Origin of the sequence: Rickettsia endosymbiont of Oedothorax gibbosus (assembly GCF_936269705.1) — a bacterium.
Taxonomy (GTDB): domain Bacteria; phylum Pseudomonadota; class Alphaproteobacteria; order Rickettsiales; family Rickettsiaceae; genus Tisiphia.
This window is the reverse complement of the sequence record NZ_OW370493.1, coordinates 2,002,543-2,021,106: the sequence shown is the minus strand read 5'-3', so window position 1 is coordinate 2,021,106 and position 18,564 is coordinate 2,002,543. Positions and strand designations below refer to the sequence as shown.

Here is an 18,564-nt window from a genome sequence, read left to right as displayed (position 1 = left end):
AGTTTTCAGCTGCTCCAAATTAAATAATAATTTAATTAATAGGTCCATACCATGATAAATAATAGCATAAAAAATACTATAATAGGAATAGATTTAGCAAAAAATAGTATGCACTTGGTGCAAGTCGATCAAAATGGCAAAAAAATAGGTTATCAAAAAGTTACAAGAGATGAGTTAATAGCCTATTTAAGCAATCTCGATAAAAGTTCATTGGTAGCTATGGAAGCATGTGGAGGAGCTAATTATTGGTCACAGGAAATTGCTAAGCTTGGTTTGCAAGTCAAACTAATGAAAACAAAAGATGTAAAAGTTTATGCTACATCGAAACAGAAAAATGATTATAACGATGCGTTAGCAATATGCAAAGCGGCTCGTGATCCAGAATTAAAAACTGTGCTGCCAAAAAGCAAAGAGGAACAAGATATAAAATTTTTGCATAAAATTAGAAGTAATACGATCAGAGATCGTGTGCAAAAAACTAATTCTACAATATCAAGTTTATGTGAATATGGCTATAATACAAAATTAAGTAAAAATAAATTTTGCAAATCATGTAGGCTGGAGGTAGAGTTAGCGTATAGTAAAGGTTATATAAATTCTGGGATACGGTCAATTTTACTTTTAGAATGTAAAGAAATTGAGGATTTATGTGACAAAGAGAAAACTTTAGAAAAGCTGATTATCAGCAATAATAAGCAAAGTGAGAAAGCTACTAGGTTGCAGACAATTTTTGGCATTGGAGCAATCAATGCTAGTTGTTTGAGTGTAGCCCCAATGGAAAGTTATCCAACCCCGAGGGATTTTGCTGCTTTGCTTGGTTTGGTACCAAAGCAACATAGCTCAGGAGGTAAGATAGTTTTAGGAGGGATTACCAAACAGGGAGATAGATATGCCAGAACTATGTTGATTCAAGCCGCAAGGACAATAGCAATAAGAGCAAAAAGTGGTAAGGAATCGAAAGATAAACTAGTGCAGTGGGCAGTGAAGAAATTTGCTGAAAATAAATCATATAATATTATATGTGTTGGTTTAGCAAATAAGTTAGCAAGGATTGCTTATGCAGTAGTCACCAATGGTAGCGAATATGTTGCAAATTAGTTTAGTTGAGAAAAAAGAAGAAACTATGTCAACTAAATAAAAATTGGTAATTGATAAATATTGCGAGTAAAGAATAGTAACAATAAAGAGAACGAAAGTTAAAGAGTTAATGAATAAGTATTCTGAATAAAATCCGTAATTATGTCGAGGCTCTAGAAGCCGTGGGAATGAGAGGTCACTCAAGGATATTTATAAGAATGCAGAAACCATTATGGCACTCGATGCCGAATATATGACCGCTTCCTTTGTGGCTCTATTTTTTTATTTTCTTTGTTGACAAATTCACTCGTCCATATATGACAATTTATGGATGACAACTTACATTGCCACTAAAGCAATTCCTTGCTAATAGACGTTAATTTACTGTGGTTAAACGATAGGGGCTGCTTGCAATAATTATGATTTTTGCAGGAAATAGTATATCTTATTCCAAGAAAATGATGAGTATAATAAAATGAAAATGATAGTAAGATATGATTTGTATAGAAGTGTACATAAATTCATTCGTAAGGAGCTATACCAGTTTGGAGAGAAGCTAGGCACAACAGATTTTCGAAAAATATTAGCTATAACTAGTATTAAAGATTCTTTTGATAACATTGTATTTGATCGTGCATAGGCAAGTTGAGCAAGCACATTTTAGCCAACAAGATGAGTTGGTGGTCTTTCAGGGGCTTTTTGAAACTGCGATAAAAACCGTGGATGATGAAGAGCGAGTTGTGCAGGGTCGCCATATCTGTTCCTCATATGATGAGTTTCTGTCTGACAATCTTCTGCATTTTTATCAAGAAGAAAACATATTAATGCCTGAATTATGGAAGCTTTATTCGGATAAAGAGTTGCAGCAGGTTACCATAGATAGTTATAAAGGTCTGCCTGAAGAGGTTTTATTAGATAGCTCGAGCTTCTTCCCGGTTTTAAATTTTTTTGAAAAACGCACTTATTTACAAGATATTAAAGAAGCTTGTTCACCTGAACTGTTTCTTGAAATTTGGAAGCGTTCATTAGTCTCAGAAAGTTGTTTCACTACTGATGAAAAATCTGCTTTTGCCATTGAGTTTGATTTACCCTTAAGTTTATTCGCAGCCCAAAAGAACCAAATATAGAATTACTTTAGTTATTATCAGCAGTATCCTCTAGGTTCTTATATATTAAAGAAGAATATATGGAAAAATTGTTAGAATGGGAACGCCGAAGTAAGTTTTTCAATCTTGAATTCGAAGAAATTAAAAATTTATGTAAAAAGTTTTTAATTAGGGAAGATAAGTTTATTGTTACTAAAGCAAAACATGGGCTTGCGAATACAAATTATATTATTGAATTCGAGAATGGAGATAAATTTATATTACGCATTAATGTTCGAGATATAGAGTTAGGTAAAAAAGAATTTAAACTTTCATATTTACTCCATAATGAACCTTTAGTTCCAAAATTTCTTAGTTTTAATCCTATAAATGAAACAACAAACTATTTTTGCAGTTTTATAGAATATCGTGAAGGTAATTTATTATCAGATTTTTTAACTATAGTTAATTCAGAAGAATTGGGTAGCAGGAGTATGAGTAACGACGTTACCAATTTCTCATCAATTGACTATAATCCCTCGTTTTTAGATTCAATACTAGTAATATATAGTAAACTTGGTGAATTTTTAGGGAATTTGAACTCCTATAAGTTTCAAGAAAGTGGTTTACTCACTGCAAATTTATCAATCAACAAAATTACTACCAAACATAATGAATATAATGTATTTATAAATTATATTTTAGATAAAATAACTAAGCACAGAGTGAAAGATAAGTTAGGTAAACAACTTTCTGATTATTTAAAAAATAAAATTATTTCATATGAGAAATTTTTTCCAAAGGAAGGTAATAATCAATTGGTGCATGGTGATTTTAAACCTTCTAATATTTTAGTTAAGAATGTCGACGGAACATTAATTTTATCAGGAATATTAGATTGGGAATTTGCTTATTCTGGTTCAGTATATGGTGATATTGCAACTTTATTTAGGTTTAAACATTTATTCGATAAACAGCTAAAAGAGAGTTTTGCTTCTGGATACTCAAAAGTATCAAAGTTACTAGATTCAGATTGGGAAAAAAAAGCAAAATTAGTTGATTTAGTAAATTCATGCGATTTGTTAGATTCTGAAGATGAAAGACCTAACATGTATAATAACATAACAGGGTTAATCGCTGATATAGTCAATTGATGAGAAGTTGGGGACGTCGTCGCTCAATGCTCGCCTATTACTTATAGGCGTCGCTCCATCGCTCCTAGCCCCAAATTCTCCTGAATTGACTATAGTCAATTTCTCCTGAACTAACTATAATCCCTACTTTGGGTAGCTAAAAGATAAGCAATTGACAAGTGGAATAAATAGAATGATCAAAGAATATCTTGAGGATAGATTTAAACAAGGTCGGCTTTATAATAGTTGGTTGATTGACGTTGATGATACGGCAAAAGCTTTAGAAAATTTACTAATATTTATAGAAAGCAGTTTGTTTGCAGATAAAATTCAATTAAAAAATCATCCAGATTATCGGTTAGTAGCAAGGGATAATTCTGGTGCTGCTAATGTCAAAGACATATCTGTTGACCAAATTAGGGATTTACAGCAATTTTTTTATAAAACATCGTCAATATCTAAATATAGAGTAGCTGTTATCTATCAAGCCGATCTAATGAATCTTAATGCGGCAAATTCCTGCCTTAAACTTTTAGAAGATACCCCAAAGGATAGTTTTATTTTCTTAATTACCTCAAGAGCTGCTGGTATAATAAGCACTATAAGATCTAGATGTGCTAAAATTAATATAAAATCACAAAATCGCTTAGTGGGGAGTGAAATATATGTTAAATTCATTACATATATTGCTAATTGTTCAAACCCTGAAGTGAGGTTAAATATTATCGAAGAATTTACCAGTAAAAACAAAGAGTTATGGGGGGATTTTGCTTATAGCATGCTATATCTAGTTAATAGGATTACTAAGAAATCGCTCAATATCAATATTGAATTTAATGAATTAGAGAATAAAATATTTAATCAATTACCTTCCAATTCACCTGATTGGTTGGTAACAAAATTTGCTAATATTAAGCGAATAATAAATAATACTATAGATTATGACCTAGATTTAAGAGCTAGTACCATAGCATTAATAGAAGAACTAACTTAAATATATCCTTAGTTATTTTTGTGACAATATTCTTTTTAATACGACATGGTGAAACAGATTGGTCTTTAAATGAAAAACATCAATTAAAAGGTGAATATAGGGACTTGCCATGTTTAACGCCAAATGGAATTAGACAAGCCAATGAGCTATCTAAAAGTTTGAGATTAGAAAATGCAGAACTAATTCTATCTTCTCCATATACTAGGGCGTTGCAAACCGCAGCAATTCTTTCAAAAAACATTAATTTAGACATTACTGTAGAATTTGACTTAAGAGAATGGCAACCAGACTTAAGGTTAGAAATTAGCAATCAACTACAGCTAAAAAGTGCAATAGATGATTATAAAAGAAATGATGGTATATACCCAGAAGGTATTCTTAAAACGTGGGAATCAAAAAGTTCTATAAAAGATAGAACAGAAGGTGTTTTAACAAGATATCTAAACTATAAGTATGTAATAGTAGTAACTCATGAGCAGGTAATAAAAACATGGTAGATGCTTATCAGATACTACATTGTTCTATTAATGAGTTAGAGATATAGTCAATTCAAGAAAATTTGGGGCTAGGAACGATGAAGCGACGCCTATAAGTAATCATAGCAATTATCTTTTATCTAAATTTTCGAGTCTGTCCTATAGTTTGTGTAAGTTGCAAAGAAAGCAGTAAGAGATTACTGTAAAAAAAGTAACTTAAGCAAGCAAGGAGGAATTATGGCTAAAAAATTAGATACAGATAAAGATACATTAAACATCAGTAATCAGCTAGTAGAAGAATTATTATCAAAAGCAGATCCATCGGAGTTATTTGGTCGAGATGGTTTATTTCAACAGCTAAAGAAGCAAATAGTTGAGAAAATATTAGCAAGTGAGTTGGATCATGAATTAGGATATTCAAAACATAGCAAGATGCCAAAAGTAGATAATAATAGTCGTAATGGTAGCTATGAGAAGACAGTAATTGATGGGGATGGTCGTAAGCTGACAGTAGAAGTACCAAGAGATCGGGAAGGAGAGTATAATCCTCAATTAATACCAAAAGGGCTGAGGAGATTTAATGGATTTGATGAGAAAGTGATATCCCTTTATGGTCGCGGTATGACAGTCAGCGAGATCCGAGGGCATTTAGAAGAAATATATCAAACTGATGTATCTGGTGACTTGATATCCACCATAACAGATGGGGTAATAGAAGAAGTAACTAGGTGGCAAAATCGTTGTTTAGATAGGGTGTATCCAATATTATACTTGGACTGTATCTATGTAAAATCTAGAGACAATCACATAGTAATAAATAAAGCAGTATATTTAGCACTTGCTGTAAATATAGAAGGGAAAAAGGAGTTACTTGGCATTTGGATAGGCAAAAATGAAGGTGCTAAATTTTGGATGCAAGTAGTTACTGAGTTAAAGAATCGAGGAATTGAACAAATTTATGTTGCTTGTGTGGGGTTTAAAGGGCTTTCCAGAAGCTATAAGCAGTGTATTCCCGAGTACTATAGTACAATTATGTATTGTACATATGGTTCGCAATTCAGTAAAGTATGTGTCATATAAAGATTTAAAAGAGGTCACATCAGATCTAAAACAAATTTATACAGCTAATAATGACGAAATGGCACGTTTAAAACTTCAGCAATTTGGTGTAAAATGGGATAAAAAATATCCGGTAATTTCTGATATTTGGCAACGTAATTGGTCTGGGATAATACCGTTTTTTGCCTTTCCTGAAGAGAACAGAAAGGTAATTTATACTACTAACACTATAGAATCTGTAAATCGTCAAATTAGAAAAATTATCAAAAATAAGGGGGGTGTTTCCAGATGATAAGTCAATTCAAAAAATAATATTTTTATCCCTACAAAATGCAGCCAAAAAATGGACCATGCCTATTAAAGATTGGTCTTTAGCTTTAAATCAATTTGAAATACTTTGTGGAGATTTTAAATATGATTTATTGGAAAATAAAAAATGAACTTTGTGAGTAGACCTAACCAATTGCTTGGTTAAGCCCCTCCTCAGAACCGGACATGCAGAGCTACCGCATCCGGCTCCCGAAAGGTAAGATAGGCTTGTACCCTATTTTTTTTTGTTGGTTTTAGAACATTGAAATGGTCTTCCACTTATTTGGAAAGTCGACCCTTTTGAGTATTTCAGCTAATCTTTGCCAATTCATCTTACGCTTCCCACCCATTCTATTAAACCACCCATATATTGCTCGCCTAGTTTGGTGAATAAATGAACTTACTCGTCTTTGATTATCTGATATACCATGATAATTGATCCACCCCTTTGTAGCTCTAATGACTTGCAATAATATCTGTTCTTTGCCCCTCTCATTAAGGTGACTTCGTAGATATTCTCTTAGCCCTTTAAGCTTCTCGGTAAATCGATCTTTCCTTGTGGTATATTTTAATCTCCATATGTTACCAAACCTTGATTTACCCCAATAGCAAGTAAAGCCAAGAAAATTATAACTCTTGATCTTCTTACCTTGCTTAGCTAAGTCCTCAGCATGGTATCTACCGGACTGAATCATCTGCGATTTAGCTTCATTGATGTTCAAGCCATACTTGTTTAATCTTTTGGGCAAAACCTCATAAAACTTCCTCGCGTCTTCTTCATTCTCAAAGACGAACACCATATCGTCACAATACCTCACCATTCCAGTTTGCCCTCTTATGTTTTCCTTGCTGATTTTAGCAAACCAACAGTCAATAACATAATGTAGGAAGACATTTGCCAAAATTGGTGATGTTTTAGACCCTTGGCGGCATCCTTCCTTGTTAGTAACTGTAATGCCGTTTTCTATAATTGGTGTTTCCATCAGTTTCATAACTAGTCTTAGGAATCTTTTGTCAGATATTCTCTTTCTTAGGAATCCCATCAACTCAGAATGTTTGATTGAATTGAAGCACTTAGTTATATCAATTTCAACTACAGCTCCTTTATTGAAGTTATACGTAAGTCTATTCAACTCCTTAAGTGCATCATGGGCGTTTAATTTAGGTCGAAACCCGTAAGAACATTTTAAGAATATTGGCTCGAACACTGAGTTTAATATCTTGCTTACTGCCGACTCGATTATCTTGTCTTCAAAGCATGATATTACCAAAGGTCTTTTGCCTCCATCTTCTTTTGGAATCAATGTAATTCGTGCAGGTTTAGCTTGATATTGCCCCTTGCGAATTTTAGTAAGGAGCGAGAGCAAATTTGCTTCCAACTTCTTACCATAAACCGCTTTGGTTATACCATCTATTCCTACAGCTTTCTTGCTATCAAGTTCCTTATATTGTTCTTCTAACATCTTTAAATCAATAATATGTCCAAGATTATTAAACTTTATGTCTTGATTTTGTGATGATAGCAACTTTATACGCTCAAGTTTCGTTGACCATGTATTTCCGTCTATGCTGTGTACGGTCATTGTTTCCCTCTTACGTTCTTACCTTTCTGTCAGCCCTTCGCTCCACTCCCATTACGAAGCTTCATCACTACTACAACTGACTCAGCCATCCTTAACACCATCTCCAAAGCCTTATGTTTCGGCACTTGTACTTTGAATACTTACTTAACTCAGTAAGAGTTATAAGGACTTCTCAAGTTGTGTCATTAATCTCTACAAACTCGCTGACGCCTGAGACCCCGATGGTTGAAAACTTTCGGATTTTCGCTAGTTTGACCTCTAGTTTTCTCTTGTCTACTGCGTTGTGTAGCACATCGACTTCCACTACCAATATCATTTCAGGGCTATCACGTTCACCATTTGGTTTCGGCTCGGATGTTTCGCTGTCTACGCTTTACTACTGTCGTTACCTTCAGCAGCACAAGACTCGCTATATGGTGGAGCTAGCTACTCCTTCCATAACAGGACTTTCACCCGTAAGATTAATGCACCTTATCTTGACGCACACACAAATTAAATGATTGACTCCAATTATCTTTTATCTAAATTTTCAAAAAAATATTTATCTAAATAATAAAACAACGTTTTTGTTGAATAAGTTTATGGCAAACTTCAAGTAGCTTACGCATACAAGCAACTATCGCAACTTTCTTAGGTTTAAAATTATTAACAAGCCTATTGTATAAAGTTTTTAAATATTGAAAACCATTTTTGCCAGTTAATACCGCCATGTATAAAGCATCCCGTGGTATTTTTCTGCCTCCCCTAATAAATCTTCGTCCTTGCTTATTACCACTATCACGGGCGTACGGAGCTATCCCCACAATTGCTGACAATTCATTACTACTATAATTTTTATCCCCTAATTCAGGTACAAAACTAATTAGTTTTGTAGCCAAACATTTACCAATACCAGGTACAGTCTCTAATATTTTTACCTTCTCTTTTAACTCTTCTGACTCATCTATTGTTTTGTTTAACTTCTTATCAAGCTCAGCTATTTCATTTTGTAAGAATTTAATGTGTTTTTCTATACTATCTTTATCAATACCATCAATACTATGATGTAGTCTTTTCTTTTCATTGCTAAGCATTAATACTAAATCTTCTCGTCTTTGCTTATATCTCTTCAAATTCTCTGATTCAACTTGATATATATAATTCGCTGAAAGCTGCATCTTATCACCATAATATGCTAATTTAAATGCATCCTTCCTATCAGTTTTACACAAATTTACCGATTTACTAAAAGAATTAAAACTATATGTATTGACCTTATGTATTTGTTGCTTATTATTATACAGCTTTTGACAAATCTCAGCTTCGTATCCTCCAGTGGGTTCACATATTATTAGCTTAATCTCTTGCTCTTTTGCTAATTTAATCACCTCTTCATGACCAGCTGCATCATTGGCAAAACGATGATATTTAGGTTTATCGCTTGTATTATATACACATATATCAAGCCATTGTTTACTTACATCTAGACCTATTATTTTACTCATGATATAATCTCCTTCGTCTTATTGTGCAAGGCTGCTACTTCCAACACCTTCTGCAATTTGTTCAAAGCAAACTTTGTAAGAGGGTACTTATTCTATGCTCGATTATCTCAATCAAGTACCCCTCAAATCACCCTCTTACCATTACTTATATCATAATTTAAAGATATAAGTACCCTACAATTTTTGTAAAGATGGTATTAGGATAGAAAAAAGTTTTTGTTTGGGAGGTATTAATAATGTGGATATTAGCTGCGTTATGGCTGTTGTAGATTGATAAAAAGCATTTTTGATATGATCAAAGCCATAGGTAAATAATGAAAACAATTGTCTTTCAATGGTTTTGTACCGTTTTATTCGGATGGGATTTAAGGCATTTTGTATTATTCCATTTTTGACTATTAAAGCTGAAGCAATAGCAGTTATCACTAATAATTTTTCAAATCTATCCAATTTTACAATGTGACTTTTTTCAATATCAAAACCACCGCTTTTTAGGTGCAAAAATAGTCGTTCAACACTCCAACGAAATTTATATAAAGCAAAAATATCTTGCTCTATTTCAATTGAAGACACCAGAACCATCAGCTCGCTCTTATCATTTCTATATGCGGTAAAATTAACCTTTCTATTCCATAATATACCACTACAAGCCCTATACTCTAAGGCTTTAACATCACTAAATATTCTTTCAATGGTTAAAGTTCTTAAACCTTTTGTAAGACGAATTTTATGATCCATTTTTAATGGAATAACAAACTTTAGATGGTTATTTATCAGAAAGTCTAACCATTCTTTATTCATAAATTCTCTATCAGCAAGCAAATATTTTATTGTCCCAAAATTTGGTTAAAACCTCCGGCTTCAGCCGGAAAAGACTTCAGTCCTTGTTCTAAAATATTTCAATTTACTAATGTTATCATATATATTATTCTCTGAATAGAGAATAATATATATGACTGATTATAGTAAGTCTAGCCACACCGTATTTTACCACCGCTTCCATATCGTTTGGATTACTAAGTATCGATACAAAGTACTCACAGGTAACCTCAGGATTAGAATTAGAGAAATTATTGCTCAGGTAGCAGAATATCTTGGTATCAAAATCATCAATGGAATATTATCTGCCGATCATGTCCATATTATGGCTGAAATTCCACCTCATATATCCATTAGTCAGTTTGTTAAAGCAGCTAAAGGACGTTCATCATATAAAATTCAGCAAGAATTTCCTGAAATTAGAAAAACTTACTGGGGACGCCACTTTTGGGCTAGGGGCTTCTTTAGCTCAACCAGTGGTAATGTCACTGATGATATAATCAATAACTACATTAACAATCATTCAGATGCACATCAGCCTAATAATGTAATGAATATCTCTTTAGAGTAAATCCGTGACTTCTAGTCGCAACTTCAACCTACCAGCTTCAGCTGGTTAGTTATTGAGTCTTTCAACGCCAAAATTATTAATAAATTTCTGTAAAAATTCCTTCATAAATTCTGCAGAACACCCGCCACCATGCGACAAAGTCTTCCAGAATATTGGCACCGATATTTTACCAATTACCATTACTAAAAATAAAATATTAATATCGGATTTACCAAATTTCCAACTTGTCCTATCCATTGCTACGACATAATTTTTTGAAGCAAAAAAGCTTAATAGCAAATAGCCAACCTTCATATAATCAAAATTAAAATCTTTTAAAAAACGATAAATTCTATGAGTTTTTGACGTCGCTTTAGCATCACCTAAAATACCAAGTGCTAAACCTTTTTGATAAATTGAGCTGCCCGTCAGCAAACTAATTACCATACCAACCAAACATTTTAATCTTGATTTATTTCCGTCTATATATAAAATCAATTCTTGAAGTATTATATTATGCATTTTGTTATAAAAATACCTACCTTATACTACTTCACACCACTCTAAATCAACCATTCTTCTTCATCTTCTCAAAATTGTAGGGTACTTATATCTTTAAATTATGATATAAGTAATGGTAAGAGGGTGATTTGAGGGGTACTTGATTGAGATAATCGAGCATAGAATAAGTACCCTCTTACAAAGTTTGCTTTGAACAAATTGCAGAAGGTGTTGGAAGTAGCAGCCTTGCACAATAAGACGAAGGAGATTATATCATGAGTAAAATAATAGGTCTAGATGTAAGTAAACAATGGCTTGATATATGTGTATATAATACAAGCGATAAACCTAAATATCATCGTTTTGCCAATGATGCAGCTGGTCATGAAGAGGTGATTAAATTAGCAAAAGAGCAAGAGATTAAGCTAATAATATGTGAACCCACTGGAGGATACGAAGCTGAGATTTGTCAAAAGCTGTATAATAATAAGCAACAAATACATAAGGTCAATACATATAGTTTTAATTCTTTTAGTAAATCGGTAAATTTGTGTAAAACTGATAGGAAGGATGCATTTAAATTAGCATATTATGGTGATAAGATGCAGCTTTCAGCGAATTATATATATCAAGTTGAATCAGAGAATTTGAAGAGATATAAGCAAAGACGAGAAGATTTAGTATTAATGCTTAGCAATGAAAAGAAAAGACTACATCATAGTATTGATGGTATTGATAAAGATAGTATAGAAAAACACATTAAATTCTTACAAAATGAAATAGCTGAGCTTGATAAGAAGTTAAACAAAACAATAGATGAGTCAGAAGAGTTAAAAGAGAAGGTAAAAATATTAGAGACTGTACCTGGTATTGGTAAATGTTTGGCTACAAAACTAATTAGTTTTGTACCTGAATTAGGGGATAAAAATTATAGTAGTAATGAATTGTCAGCAATTGTGGGGATAGCTCCGTACGCCCGTGATAGTGGTAATAAGCAAGGACGAAGATTTATTAGGGGAGGCAGAAAAATACCACGGGATGCTTTATACATGGCGGTATTAACTGGCAAAAATGGTTTTCAATATTTAAAAACTTTATACAATAGGCTTGTTAATAATTTTAAACCTAAGAAAGTTGCGATAGTTGCTTGTATGCGTAAGCTACTTGAAGTTTGCCATAAACTTATTCAACAAAAACGTTGTTTTATTATTTAGATAAATATTTTTTTGAAAATTTAGATAAAAGATAATTGCTATACAGCAGCGTAGTCATAATCGCGTACAGCCTCACTATTAGCAACTACTGAAAAATAGGTCGGTGCTGCAGTAGTTGCACGAAGTACATCCTTTATTCTAATATGTATGCTATGTTTATCCTCGCTATCAAAGACCTTTATGCTATCTCTTCCCTCGATCAAATTAGCAACTGGTATAATAAGACGACAGAGAGTATCGATTAATCTATTGTCCCCTAAATGTTTTTTCAACATTTCTTCCAAAGGTTCTGGGCTATATTTGTGTTTTATTATTCCACAGTTAAAGCAACTTTTAGGGAAGATTTCAGCAGCACTATTCTCAAATAATTCTAAAGCTTCTTTGGCTGAATAACAAGGCTCTTTCGACCCTTGTTCTTTAGGGAGCGTTAACAACGCAGCAATTAACCCACCAACGCTAGTACCAGAAATAATGTTAAATAATTTAGATATAGGTAGCCCTGTAATCTGTTCTATTTTTGCAAGGATAACTAACGCAGCTATTCCTTTTACTCCACCACCTGAAATACAAAGAATTGTATTTTTTTCGTTTAATTTTTTACTCATCATAATCTCTATAACTTAACTTAAAATTTTCGCTAATTTTAAATTATTATAAAGTTTATATTATAGCAAATGAATTTATAATGATAAATAAAACAAATTGACAGAACTCTGCAAAAAATTTGATTATCGAGTTACAAATGTGGTACAATTGAATAATAATAAATAAATTGGAGCGATCTTGTGTTAGCTAAACGATTATTAGTGTCTTTAGACGAGAAAATATTAGCTAAATTAGCAGATGAACGGATAGGTAATACTAAGGAATGGATTAGTCATACCGACAGTTGGAAATATTAGATGTTTGAGCAATTACTTGATTTTTCTTCTATATATTTTATTATGGAAGGGATGGTAGTAACACTGAAATATAGCTTAGTTTCAGTGCTATTTGGATTGATTATCGGTACTTTACTAGCAATTTGTAAGGTAAGCAAAAGTCATGCCTTAAGGCTATTTGCTAATTTTTATACATCAATTTTTCGTGGTACACCACTACTTATCCAACTTAGCATAATTTATTTTGGTTTGCCTGGGGTAATTGGTATTAAGCTTGGGGTATTCGCTGCAGGTACCATAGCTTTCTCATTAAATTCAGGGGCATATGTTTCGGAAATAATTAGAGCTGGAATGAATGCTGTTGATAAGGGGCAGATTGAAGCGGCTAAGGCGTTAGGCATACCTGAAAGATTAATGATCAAAGATATCATCTTACCGCAAGCTATAAGAAATATTTTACCTTCACTGGTTAATGAGCTTATTAACCTAATCAAAGAATCATCGATTATATCAACGATCGGTGGAATGGATTTAATGCGGAGAGCTCAGCTAGTATCGGCTGAACATTTTACTTATTTTACGCCTCTGTTAATAGCAGGGCTTTGTTATTATGTTATGGTAATAATTATTAGTAACCTAGCCAAAATTCTTGAGAAAAAATTAACAATTGGTATTGAGTAGGATTTGTTTATATGTATTTAAGTGAAATATGCATCAAGCGCCCAGTATTTGCAACAGTTCTGAGTCTAGTAATTGTTATTTTAGGAGCTGTATTTTTTACTAAACTACAAATTAGGGGGATTCCCGATATCTCTTTTCCTGTAATAACAGTACATGCATATTATCCTGGGGCAGATGCTCTTTATATGGAAAAAGAGATTACCACTCGTATTGAAAAGGCTCTAAAAACTATAAAAAATCTTGATTCTATCACTTCCCAAAGTGCGACAGGTAGTAGCCATATCTCTTTAACATTTTTATCATCGGCTAATATCGAAGTATCCTTAAACGATGTTCGATCTAAGATTGCTGAGATAAGTCGTATATTTCCAAAAGATATGCAAGCACCTCGTGTTAGTAAGCAAGATGGAAATAAGTTTGTTGATTTGATCTTAACTGTTAGTAGTGATGTATATAGTGATTTACAATTAACTAAAATTGTTCGAGAGAGTGTTAAAAGTGTTTTAGATAAACTTGAAACAATAGGTGAGGTTAAAGTATATGGTAAAGATTATTCTATGCGGATAGAGCCAGATCCGGTAAAATTATATCAGCATAAAATGTCGGTGTTGGAAATTGAAAATGCTATAAAAAAACAAACTATTTCTTATCCGGTGGGAACTATTAAAACCGCCAGTCGTGATTTTGATATAAGATTAGATGGTTCTTTAAGTAAACCGGAACAGTTTGAACAAATTATATTAAAAGTGAACGATACTAGTATATTAAGGTTACAAGATATTGCTAAAATATATTTAGCTCCTCCAGAAGATGATGTAATTTTTAGATATAACGGCAAAAGCTCGGTAGCACTTACACTGAGAAAACAATCAAAGGCAAACTTTCTTGATTTATCTAAAGAAGTTAGGTCGTCACTAGATAAAATTAAAAATAATCTACCTAAAAATATAACAATTGATATAGCCTATGATGCGTCAATTCCAGTTAATGCCTCAGTCAAATCAGTATTCTTCACGATCTTTGAAGCATTAATTTTAGTTATAATAGTAGTATATTTATTCCTGGCATCAGCAAGAATCACTTTGATACCACTTGTAACTATTCCGGTATCGTTGATTGGTACATTTATTTTCATGTATTATTTAGGGTTTTCTATTAACACATTTACCCTTTTAGCAATGATATTGGCTATTGGTTTGGTGGTAGATGATGCAATAGTAATGCTGGAAAATATTTTTAGATACAATGAGATGGGGCATTCTGCTATGGAATCTGCCATCCTGGCATCTAAGGAAATTGGTTTTGCTATTATAGCAATGACTATAACACTTGCCTCAGTATTCTTACCAATAGGTTTTATTGATGGATCTATGGGTAAGTTATTCATTGAATTTGCTTGGACCTTAGCATTCTGTGTGTTAGTTTCTGGTTTTGTTGCTTTAACTTTGACGCCAATGATGGCAAGTCGCATGATTGGCAAAAATGACCAACCTTCCTTAGGGTTTTTAGTTAAATTTGACCAGTTTATTAAATTAGTCCAAAGCAAGTATTTGGTCTATTTAAATCTTGCTTTTGATCATAAAAAGCAATTTTCACTTATTATTGCCCTATCTTTAGTGCTGCTAGTCGTTAGTTTTATCTTTGTCCAAAAGGTGTTTATTCCCCAGGAAGATGATGGCTTAGTGCAGATTTTCTTCTCTAGTCCTAAAGGCTCTAATAGTGAACAATCAGAAAAAGCAGTAATAGAAGTTGATAAAATACTTAGTTCTTACAAAGATATATTAGGTTATTTGATGATGATTAATCAAGGAGGTAGTGGTCATGGTTTTGTGCCTCTTAAAGATTGGAAGGTAAGGTCAATGTCACAAACAACTATAATAAACTTACTTAATCAACAATTTCAACAAATAACCGGAATATCGGCTTTTGCAGTGCCACATCGTTCACCAATTAGCGGCAATGCTGGACATGCTGTGGAATTTACTTTGCAATCCTCGCTTGAATATGAGCAATTAGTTCAAATATCAGAGAAATTCGTGGGGGCTATGAAGAAAAAACCAGCTTTTATGAATATGAATGTTTATAGTAATGTAGATTTCTCTCCGATCATTGACGTAATTGTTAACCGAGATAAAGCTTACCTTTATGGTGTGAGTTTAGAAAATATAGGGTTAACATTGCAATATTTGCTAGCAGGAAAGCAGCTTGGTGATTTTAGAATGGGCAATGAATTGTATGATATAACTATGCAATATAATTTAAAACATCGTAGTAATATCGATCACTTTAGTAAGATACTTATACCAACCAATAAACCAACTAATAATTTATTGCCATTAAATGTCGTGGCTAATATAGTTGAGAAAGTATCTATCAAATATTATAATCATTATAATAATGCTAGATCAGTAACCATCTTTGCAGATTTAGCCCCAAACCAAAAAATTACCGATGCAATAAAGCAAGTGAATAACATAGCTAATGAATTATTGGATAATAATACCACTATTCTAGAATATATTGGCAAAATTAAGAAAAAGGCTGAATCAGAAGGTACTATGACTACTACGTTCTTATTTGCTTTATTGTTTATTTACTTAGTGCTTTCAGCACAATTTGAAAGTTTTATTGATCCGATATTAATCCTTATTGCTGTACCATTTTCATTTACTGGTGGCGTATTAGCACTCTGGATATTTGGTAATACGTTTAATATGTATAGTGGTATTGGCTTGCTCACTTTAATTGGTTTGATCACAAAAAATTCTATTATGATCGTAGAATTTACTAATAACTTAAGAAGCCAAGGATTAAATATTAGAGAAGCTGTAACTAAAGCTTCTAGCTTAAGGCTTAGACCAATTCTAATGACTACTTTAGCAACCATTTTTGGGGCAGTATCATTAGTTATCGCCTCAGGAGCAGGAGCCGAATCTCAAAAGTCTATTGGTTTAGTAATAGTGGGTGGTATGACTATTGGTACTCTATTTACTATATTTGTTATTCCAGTTTTATATCAAAGTTTTAAAAGGGAGATTAAATATAGCTAACCCAATTAGTGTTATAGTCGATTCAGGGGAATTTGAAGCTAGGAACGATGGAGCGACGCCTATAAGTAAAACTCAATAATCAAGTTTTTTGCAGAGCTTATAAATAGTAGGTTGTTTGAAGGAAATTTGAATATATCCGAGTCACAACATCTATCTTTAAACGCAAAATTTGTCATATATGGACGAGTGAATTTGTCAACAAAGAAAATAAAAAAATAGAGCCACAAAGGAAGCGGTCATATATTCGGCATCGAGTGCCATAATGGTTTCTGCATTCTTATAAATATCCTTGAGTAACCTCTCATTCCCACGGCTTCTAGAGCCTCGACATACTTACGGATTTTGTTCAGAATACTTATTCATTAACTCTTTAACCCGACTTCAGTGTTGTTGTGCCAAAAAATGGCTGACAGAAGAGGAAATGATAAAATTTGTAGGCACAACAAATTATTTATTTTAGTTGTCGCTACACATATTTGTTCGAATATAAAAATTTCAAAATAATCCTCTAATACCAATTGCAATAATTAACACGGTGTGTTTATCCAGTCTCTATACATAATTGATTTTACTAAATCTACATTATGAGCAAATTGATTCCAAGCGTAACAAGCCATAGTGACGATATCTTCATATACACCATAACATTGGTTAGACAAGAAATGATTTTTGATCCATTCCCAAACTTGTTCCATTGCATTAAGTTCCGGTGCATAGGGCGGAAGCGGTATCAAAGTGATATTGCTTGGCACAGTTAGTTTTTTGGCTGTGTGCCAACCTGCATTATCCGTTAGTAAAGCTATATGTCGGTTGCCTTGAATACTGCGAGAAAGCTCTTCTAAGAATTTATTCATTGCCTGTGTGTTTGCATATGGTAAAATTAATGCAAAAGCTTCTCCTGTATCATGGCAAGCAGCTCCATAAATATATGTTGAAATGAATTGCTGTTGCCGAACTTTACGGGGTCTAGTGCCACGCTTAGCCCATATACGAGTTAAGCTACCTTGTTGCCCAACTCGAGTTTCATCCTGAGACCATATATCAACTTTACATCTATCGATATTTTTTGGTAATAATTTTGTTAACATGTCTGGGAAGTTTTTTTATATGTATTTTGAGTCTCTTGATTTGACTTTGGATGCATTGAACGAGAAGTAATCCAGCTAAAACCAAGGCGGTGCATAGTATTGTAGACTGTTTTTAAAGCGCATTTAGCACCATATTCCTCAAGTAACATGATATGTAGCTCCTTTCCAGTTATATACCCACCAGTTTTACTTTCACTGAGCGTATTGATTTTATCAAAAAGAGCAGACTCTTGTATAGTGTTAATCTTCCTAGGGGCGCCGCTTCTTTGTGATTCAAATAATCCTTCAAAACCATGATTCCTAAATCTTCTGAGCCATGATTGCACAGTTTTCCAGTGTGACTTCACTATTTCAGATATGGCTTTTAAAGATTTGCCTAATTGAAGGTGATACATCGCCAATAAACGTATACGATTTCGACCATGCGGCTCATGTTTCATCATTTTTATAAAATCATGACCATGAAAACCTTGTGGTAATATTAACCTAGCCATTTGAGTACCTTTATCAGTTAAAAACCCATTTTACACCACTGCGTTAATTATTGCAATTGGTATAATAATTATTAGCTTTACTACTT

At 33.0% G+C, this 18,564-nt stretch carries 17 protein-coding genes and 1 pseudogene; 10 read left to right on the top strand and 8 right to left on the bottom strand.

All coding sequences use genetic code 11. The features are described 5' to 3' along the window. Positions 1-51 precede the first annotated feature (51 nt). The 3 genes from NBW66_RS11115 to NBW66_RS11105 all read left to right on the top strand — a co-directional run bounded on the left by NBW66_RS11115 (position 52) and on the right by NBW66_RS11105 (position 3,316). On the top strand, positions 52-1,098 hold the full coding sequence (locus tag NBW66_RS11115; RefSeq protein ID WP_250311022.1) for an IS110 family RNA-guided transposase: 1,047 nt from the start codon (positions 52-54) through the stop codon (positions 1,096-1,098). A gap of 590 nt (positions 1,099-1,688) precedes the next feature. After that, positions 1,689-2,204, top strand: coding sequence for a hemerythrin domain-containing protein (locus NBW66_RS11110; RefSeq protein WP_250311021.1), 516 nt, complete (start codon positions 1,689-1,691; stop codon positions 2,202-2,204). 59 nt (positions 2,205-2,263) lie between these two features. Continuing rightward, complete coding sequence (locus tag NBW66_RS11105; RefSeq protein WP_250311020.1) at positions 2,264-3,316, top strand: phosphotransferase; 1,053 nt, start codon at positions 2,264-2,266, stop codon at positions 3,314-3,316. Here the strand turns inward: NBW66_RS11105 and NBW66_RS11100 are convergent. Then, positions 3,293-3,415 (bottom strand): palindromic element RPE2 domain-containing protein, encoded by a 123-nt coding sequence (locus NBW66_RS11100; protein WP_250311019.1) that lies wholly within the window; start codon positions 3,413-3,415, stop codon positions 3,293-3,295. The genes NBW66_RS11105 and NBW66_RS11100 overlap by 24 nt on opposite strands. A 73-nt stretch (positions 3,416-3,488) precedes the next feature. Between NBW66_RS11100 and NBW66_RS11095 the strand changes: the two genes are divergently transcribed. The 3 genes and pseudogenes from NBW66_RS11095 to NBW66_RS11085 all read left to right on the top strand — a co-directional run bounded on the left by NBW66_RS11095 (position 3,489) and on the right by NBW66_RS11085 (position 6,264). After that, positions 3,489-4,289, top strand: coding sequence for a DNA polymerase III subunit delta' (locus NBW66_RS11095; RefSeq protein ID WP_250311018.1), 801 nt, complete (start codon positions 3,489-3,491; stop codon positions 4,287-4,289). A 20-nt stretch (positions 4,290-4,309) separates the two neighbouring features. After that, a complete protein-coding gene (locus tag NBW66_RS11090) occupies positions 4,310-4,786 on the top strand; it encodes a histidine phosphatase family protein (RefSeq protein WP_250311017.1) in 477 nt (158 codons plus the stop codon). A 216-nt stretch (positions 4,787-5,002) separates the two neighbouring features. Further along, positions 5,003-6,264: pseudogene (locus tag NBW66_RS11085) on the top strand (IS256 family transposase). Between the two features lie 123 nt (positions 6,265-6,387). Here NBW66_RS11085 and NBW66_RS11080 read toward each other — a convergent pair. The 3 genes from NBW66_RS11080 to NBW66_RS11070 all read right to left on the bottom strand — a co-directional run bounded on the left by NBW66_RS11080 (position 6,388) and on the right by NBW66_RS11070 (position 10,022). Continuing rightward, a complete protein-coding gene (locus NBW66_RS11080) occupies positions 6,388-7,716 on the bottom strand; it encodes a reverse transcriptase domain-containing protein (RefSeq protein WP_250310618.1) in 1,329 nt (442 codons plus the stop codon). A gap of 545 nt (positions 7,717-8,261) precedes the next feature. Next, complete coding sequence (locus tag NBW66_RS11075) at positions 8,262-9,200, bottom strand: IS110 family RNA-guided transposase (protein WP_250310767.1); 939 nt, start codon at positions 9,198-9,200, stop codon at positions 8,262-8,264. A 174-nt stretch (positions 9,201-9,374) separates the two neighbouring features. Continuing rightward, positions 9,375-10,022 (bottom strand): transposase, encoded by a 648-nt coding sequence (locus NBW66_RS11070; protein ID WP_284346684.1) that lies wholly within the window; start codon positions 10,020-10,022, stop codon positions 9,375-9,377. 130 nt (positions 10,023-10,152) lie between these two features. On the opposite strand from NBW66_RS11070, the gene tnpA reads away from it, so the two are divergent. After that, positions 10,153-10,590 carry an IS200/IS605 family transposase gene (gene tnpA / locus NBW66_RS11065; RefSeq protein ID WP_250310592.1) on the top strand — a complete coding sequence of 146 codons (438 nt, stop codon included), beginning with the start codon at positions 10,153-10,155 and terminating at the stop codon, positions 10,588-10,590. 45 nt (positions 10,591-10,635) lie between these two features. Here tnpA and NBW66_RS11060 read toward each other — a convergent pair whose 3' ends face one another. Continuing rightward, entirely contained in the window at positions 10,636-11,091 is a 456-nt protein-coding gene (locus NBW66_RS11060) for a hypothetical protein (RefSeq protein WP_250311016.1), read from the bottom strand. Between the two features lie 254 nt (positions 11,092-11,345). On the opposite strand from NBW66_RS11060, the gene NBW66_RS11055 reads away from it, so the two are divergent. Further along, the gene (locus NBW66_RS11055) at positions 11,346-12,284 is read left to right on the top strand and encodes an IS110 family RNA-guided transposase (RefSeq protein WP_250310767.1); all 939 of its coding nucleotides are present in this window, start codon (positions 11,346-11,348) and stop codon (positions 12,282-12,284) included. Positions 12,285-12,322: 38 nt separating this feature from the next. On the opposite strand, the gene NBW66_RS11050 is transcribed toward NBW66_RS11055, so the two are convergent. Continuing rightward, entirely contained in the window at positions 12,323-12,889 is a 567-nt protein-coding gene (locus tag NBW66_RS11050; RefSeq protein WP_250311015.1) for a patatin-like phospholipase family protein, read from the bottom strand. A gap of 297 nt (positions 12,890-13,186) precedes the next feature. Between NBW66_RS11050 and NBW66_RS11045 the strand changes: the two genes are divergently transcribed. Beyond that, entirely contained in the window at positions 13,187-13,846 is a 660-nt protein-coding gene (locus NBW66_RS11045) for an amino acid ABC transporter permease (protein ID WP_250311014.1), read from the top strand. A gap of 11 nt (positions 13,847-13,857) precedes the next feature. Beyond that, positions 13,858-16,896 carry an efflux RND transporter permease subunit gene (locus NBW66_RS11040; protein ID WP_250311013.1) on the top strand — a complete coding sequence of 1,013 codons (3,039 nt, stop codon included), beginning with the start codon at positions 13,858-13,860 and terminating at the stop codon, positions 16,894-16,896. Positions 16,897-17,423: 527 nt separating this feature from the next. Here NBW66_RS11040 and NBW66_RS11035 read toward each other — a convergent pair. After that, positions 17,424-17,984, bottom strand: a complete 561-nt coding sequence (locus NBW66_RS11035) for an IS630 family transposase (protein WP_250310543.1) — start codon at positions 17,982-17,984, stop codon at positions 17,424-17,426. Beyond that, the gene (locus tag NBW66_RS11030; RefSeq protein WP_250310542.1) at positions 17,978-18,478 is read right to left on the bottom strand and encodes a helix-turn-helix domain-containing protein; all 501 of its coding nucleotides are present in this window, start codon (positions 18,476-18,478) and stop codon (positions 17,978-17,980) included. The genes NBW66_RS11035 and NBW66_RS11030 overlap by 7 nt, the downstream gene beginning before the upstream one ends. Between the last annotated feature and the right edge of the window lie 86 nt (positions 18,479-18,564).

Excerpts from the sequence above, each read along its gene's own strand:
- NBW66_RS11115 (WP_250311022.1), top strand. The coding sequence starts at position 52 with ATGATAAATAATAGCATAAAAAATACTATAATAGGAATAGATTTAGCA.
- NBW66_RS11105 (WP_250311020.1), top strand. The coding sequence starts at position 2,264 with ATGGAAAAATTGTTAGAATGGGAACGCCGAAGTAAGTTTTTCAATCTT.
- NBW66_RS11095 (WP_250311018.1), top strand. The coding sequence starts at position 3,489 with ATGATCAAAGAATATCTTGAGGATAGATTTAAACAAGGTCGGCTTTAT.
- NBW66_RS11080 (WP_250310618.1), bottom strand. The coding sequence starts at position 7,716 with ATGACCGTACACAGCATAGACGGAAATACATGGTCAACGAAACTTGAG.
- NBW66_RS11075 (WP_250310767.1), bottom strand. The coding sequence starts at position 9,200 with ATGAGTAAAATAATAGGTCTAGATGTAAGTAAACAATGGCTTGATATA.
- tnpA (WP_250310592.1), top strand. The coding sequence starts at position 10,153 with ATGACTGATTATAGTAAGTCTAGCCACACCGTATTTTACCACCGCTTC.
- NBW66_RS11060 (WP_250311016.1), bottom strand. The coding sequence starts at position 11,091 with ATGCATAATATAATACTTCAAGAATTGATTTTATATATAGACGGAAAT.
- NBW66_RS11055 (WP_250310767.1), top strand. The coding sequence starts at position 11,346 with ATGAGTAAAATAATAGGTCTAGATGTAAGTAAACAATGGCTTGATATA.
- NBW66_RS11050 (WP_250311015.1), bottom strand. The coding sequence starts at position 12,889 with ATGAGTAAAAAATTAAACGAAAAAAATACAATTCTTTGTATTTCAGGT.
- NBW66_RS11045 (WP_250311014.1), top strand. The coding sequence starts at position 13,187 with ATGTTTGAGCAATTACTTGATTTTTCTTCTATATATTTTATTATGGAA.
- NBW66_RS11040 (WP_250311013.1), top strand. The coding sequence starts at position 13,858 with ATGTATTTAAGTGAAATATGCATCAAGCGCCCAGTATTTGCAACAGTT.
- NBW66_RS11035 (WP_250310543.1), bottom strand. The coding sequence starts at position 17,984 with ATGTTAACAAAATTATTACCAAAAAATATCGATAGATGTAAAGTTGAT.
- NBW66_RS11030 (WP_250310542.1), bottom strand. The coding sequence starts at position 18,478 with ATGGCTAGGTTAATATTACCACAAGGTTTTCATGGTCATGATTTTATA.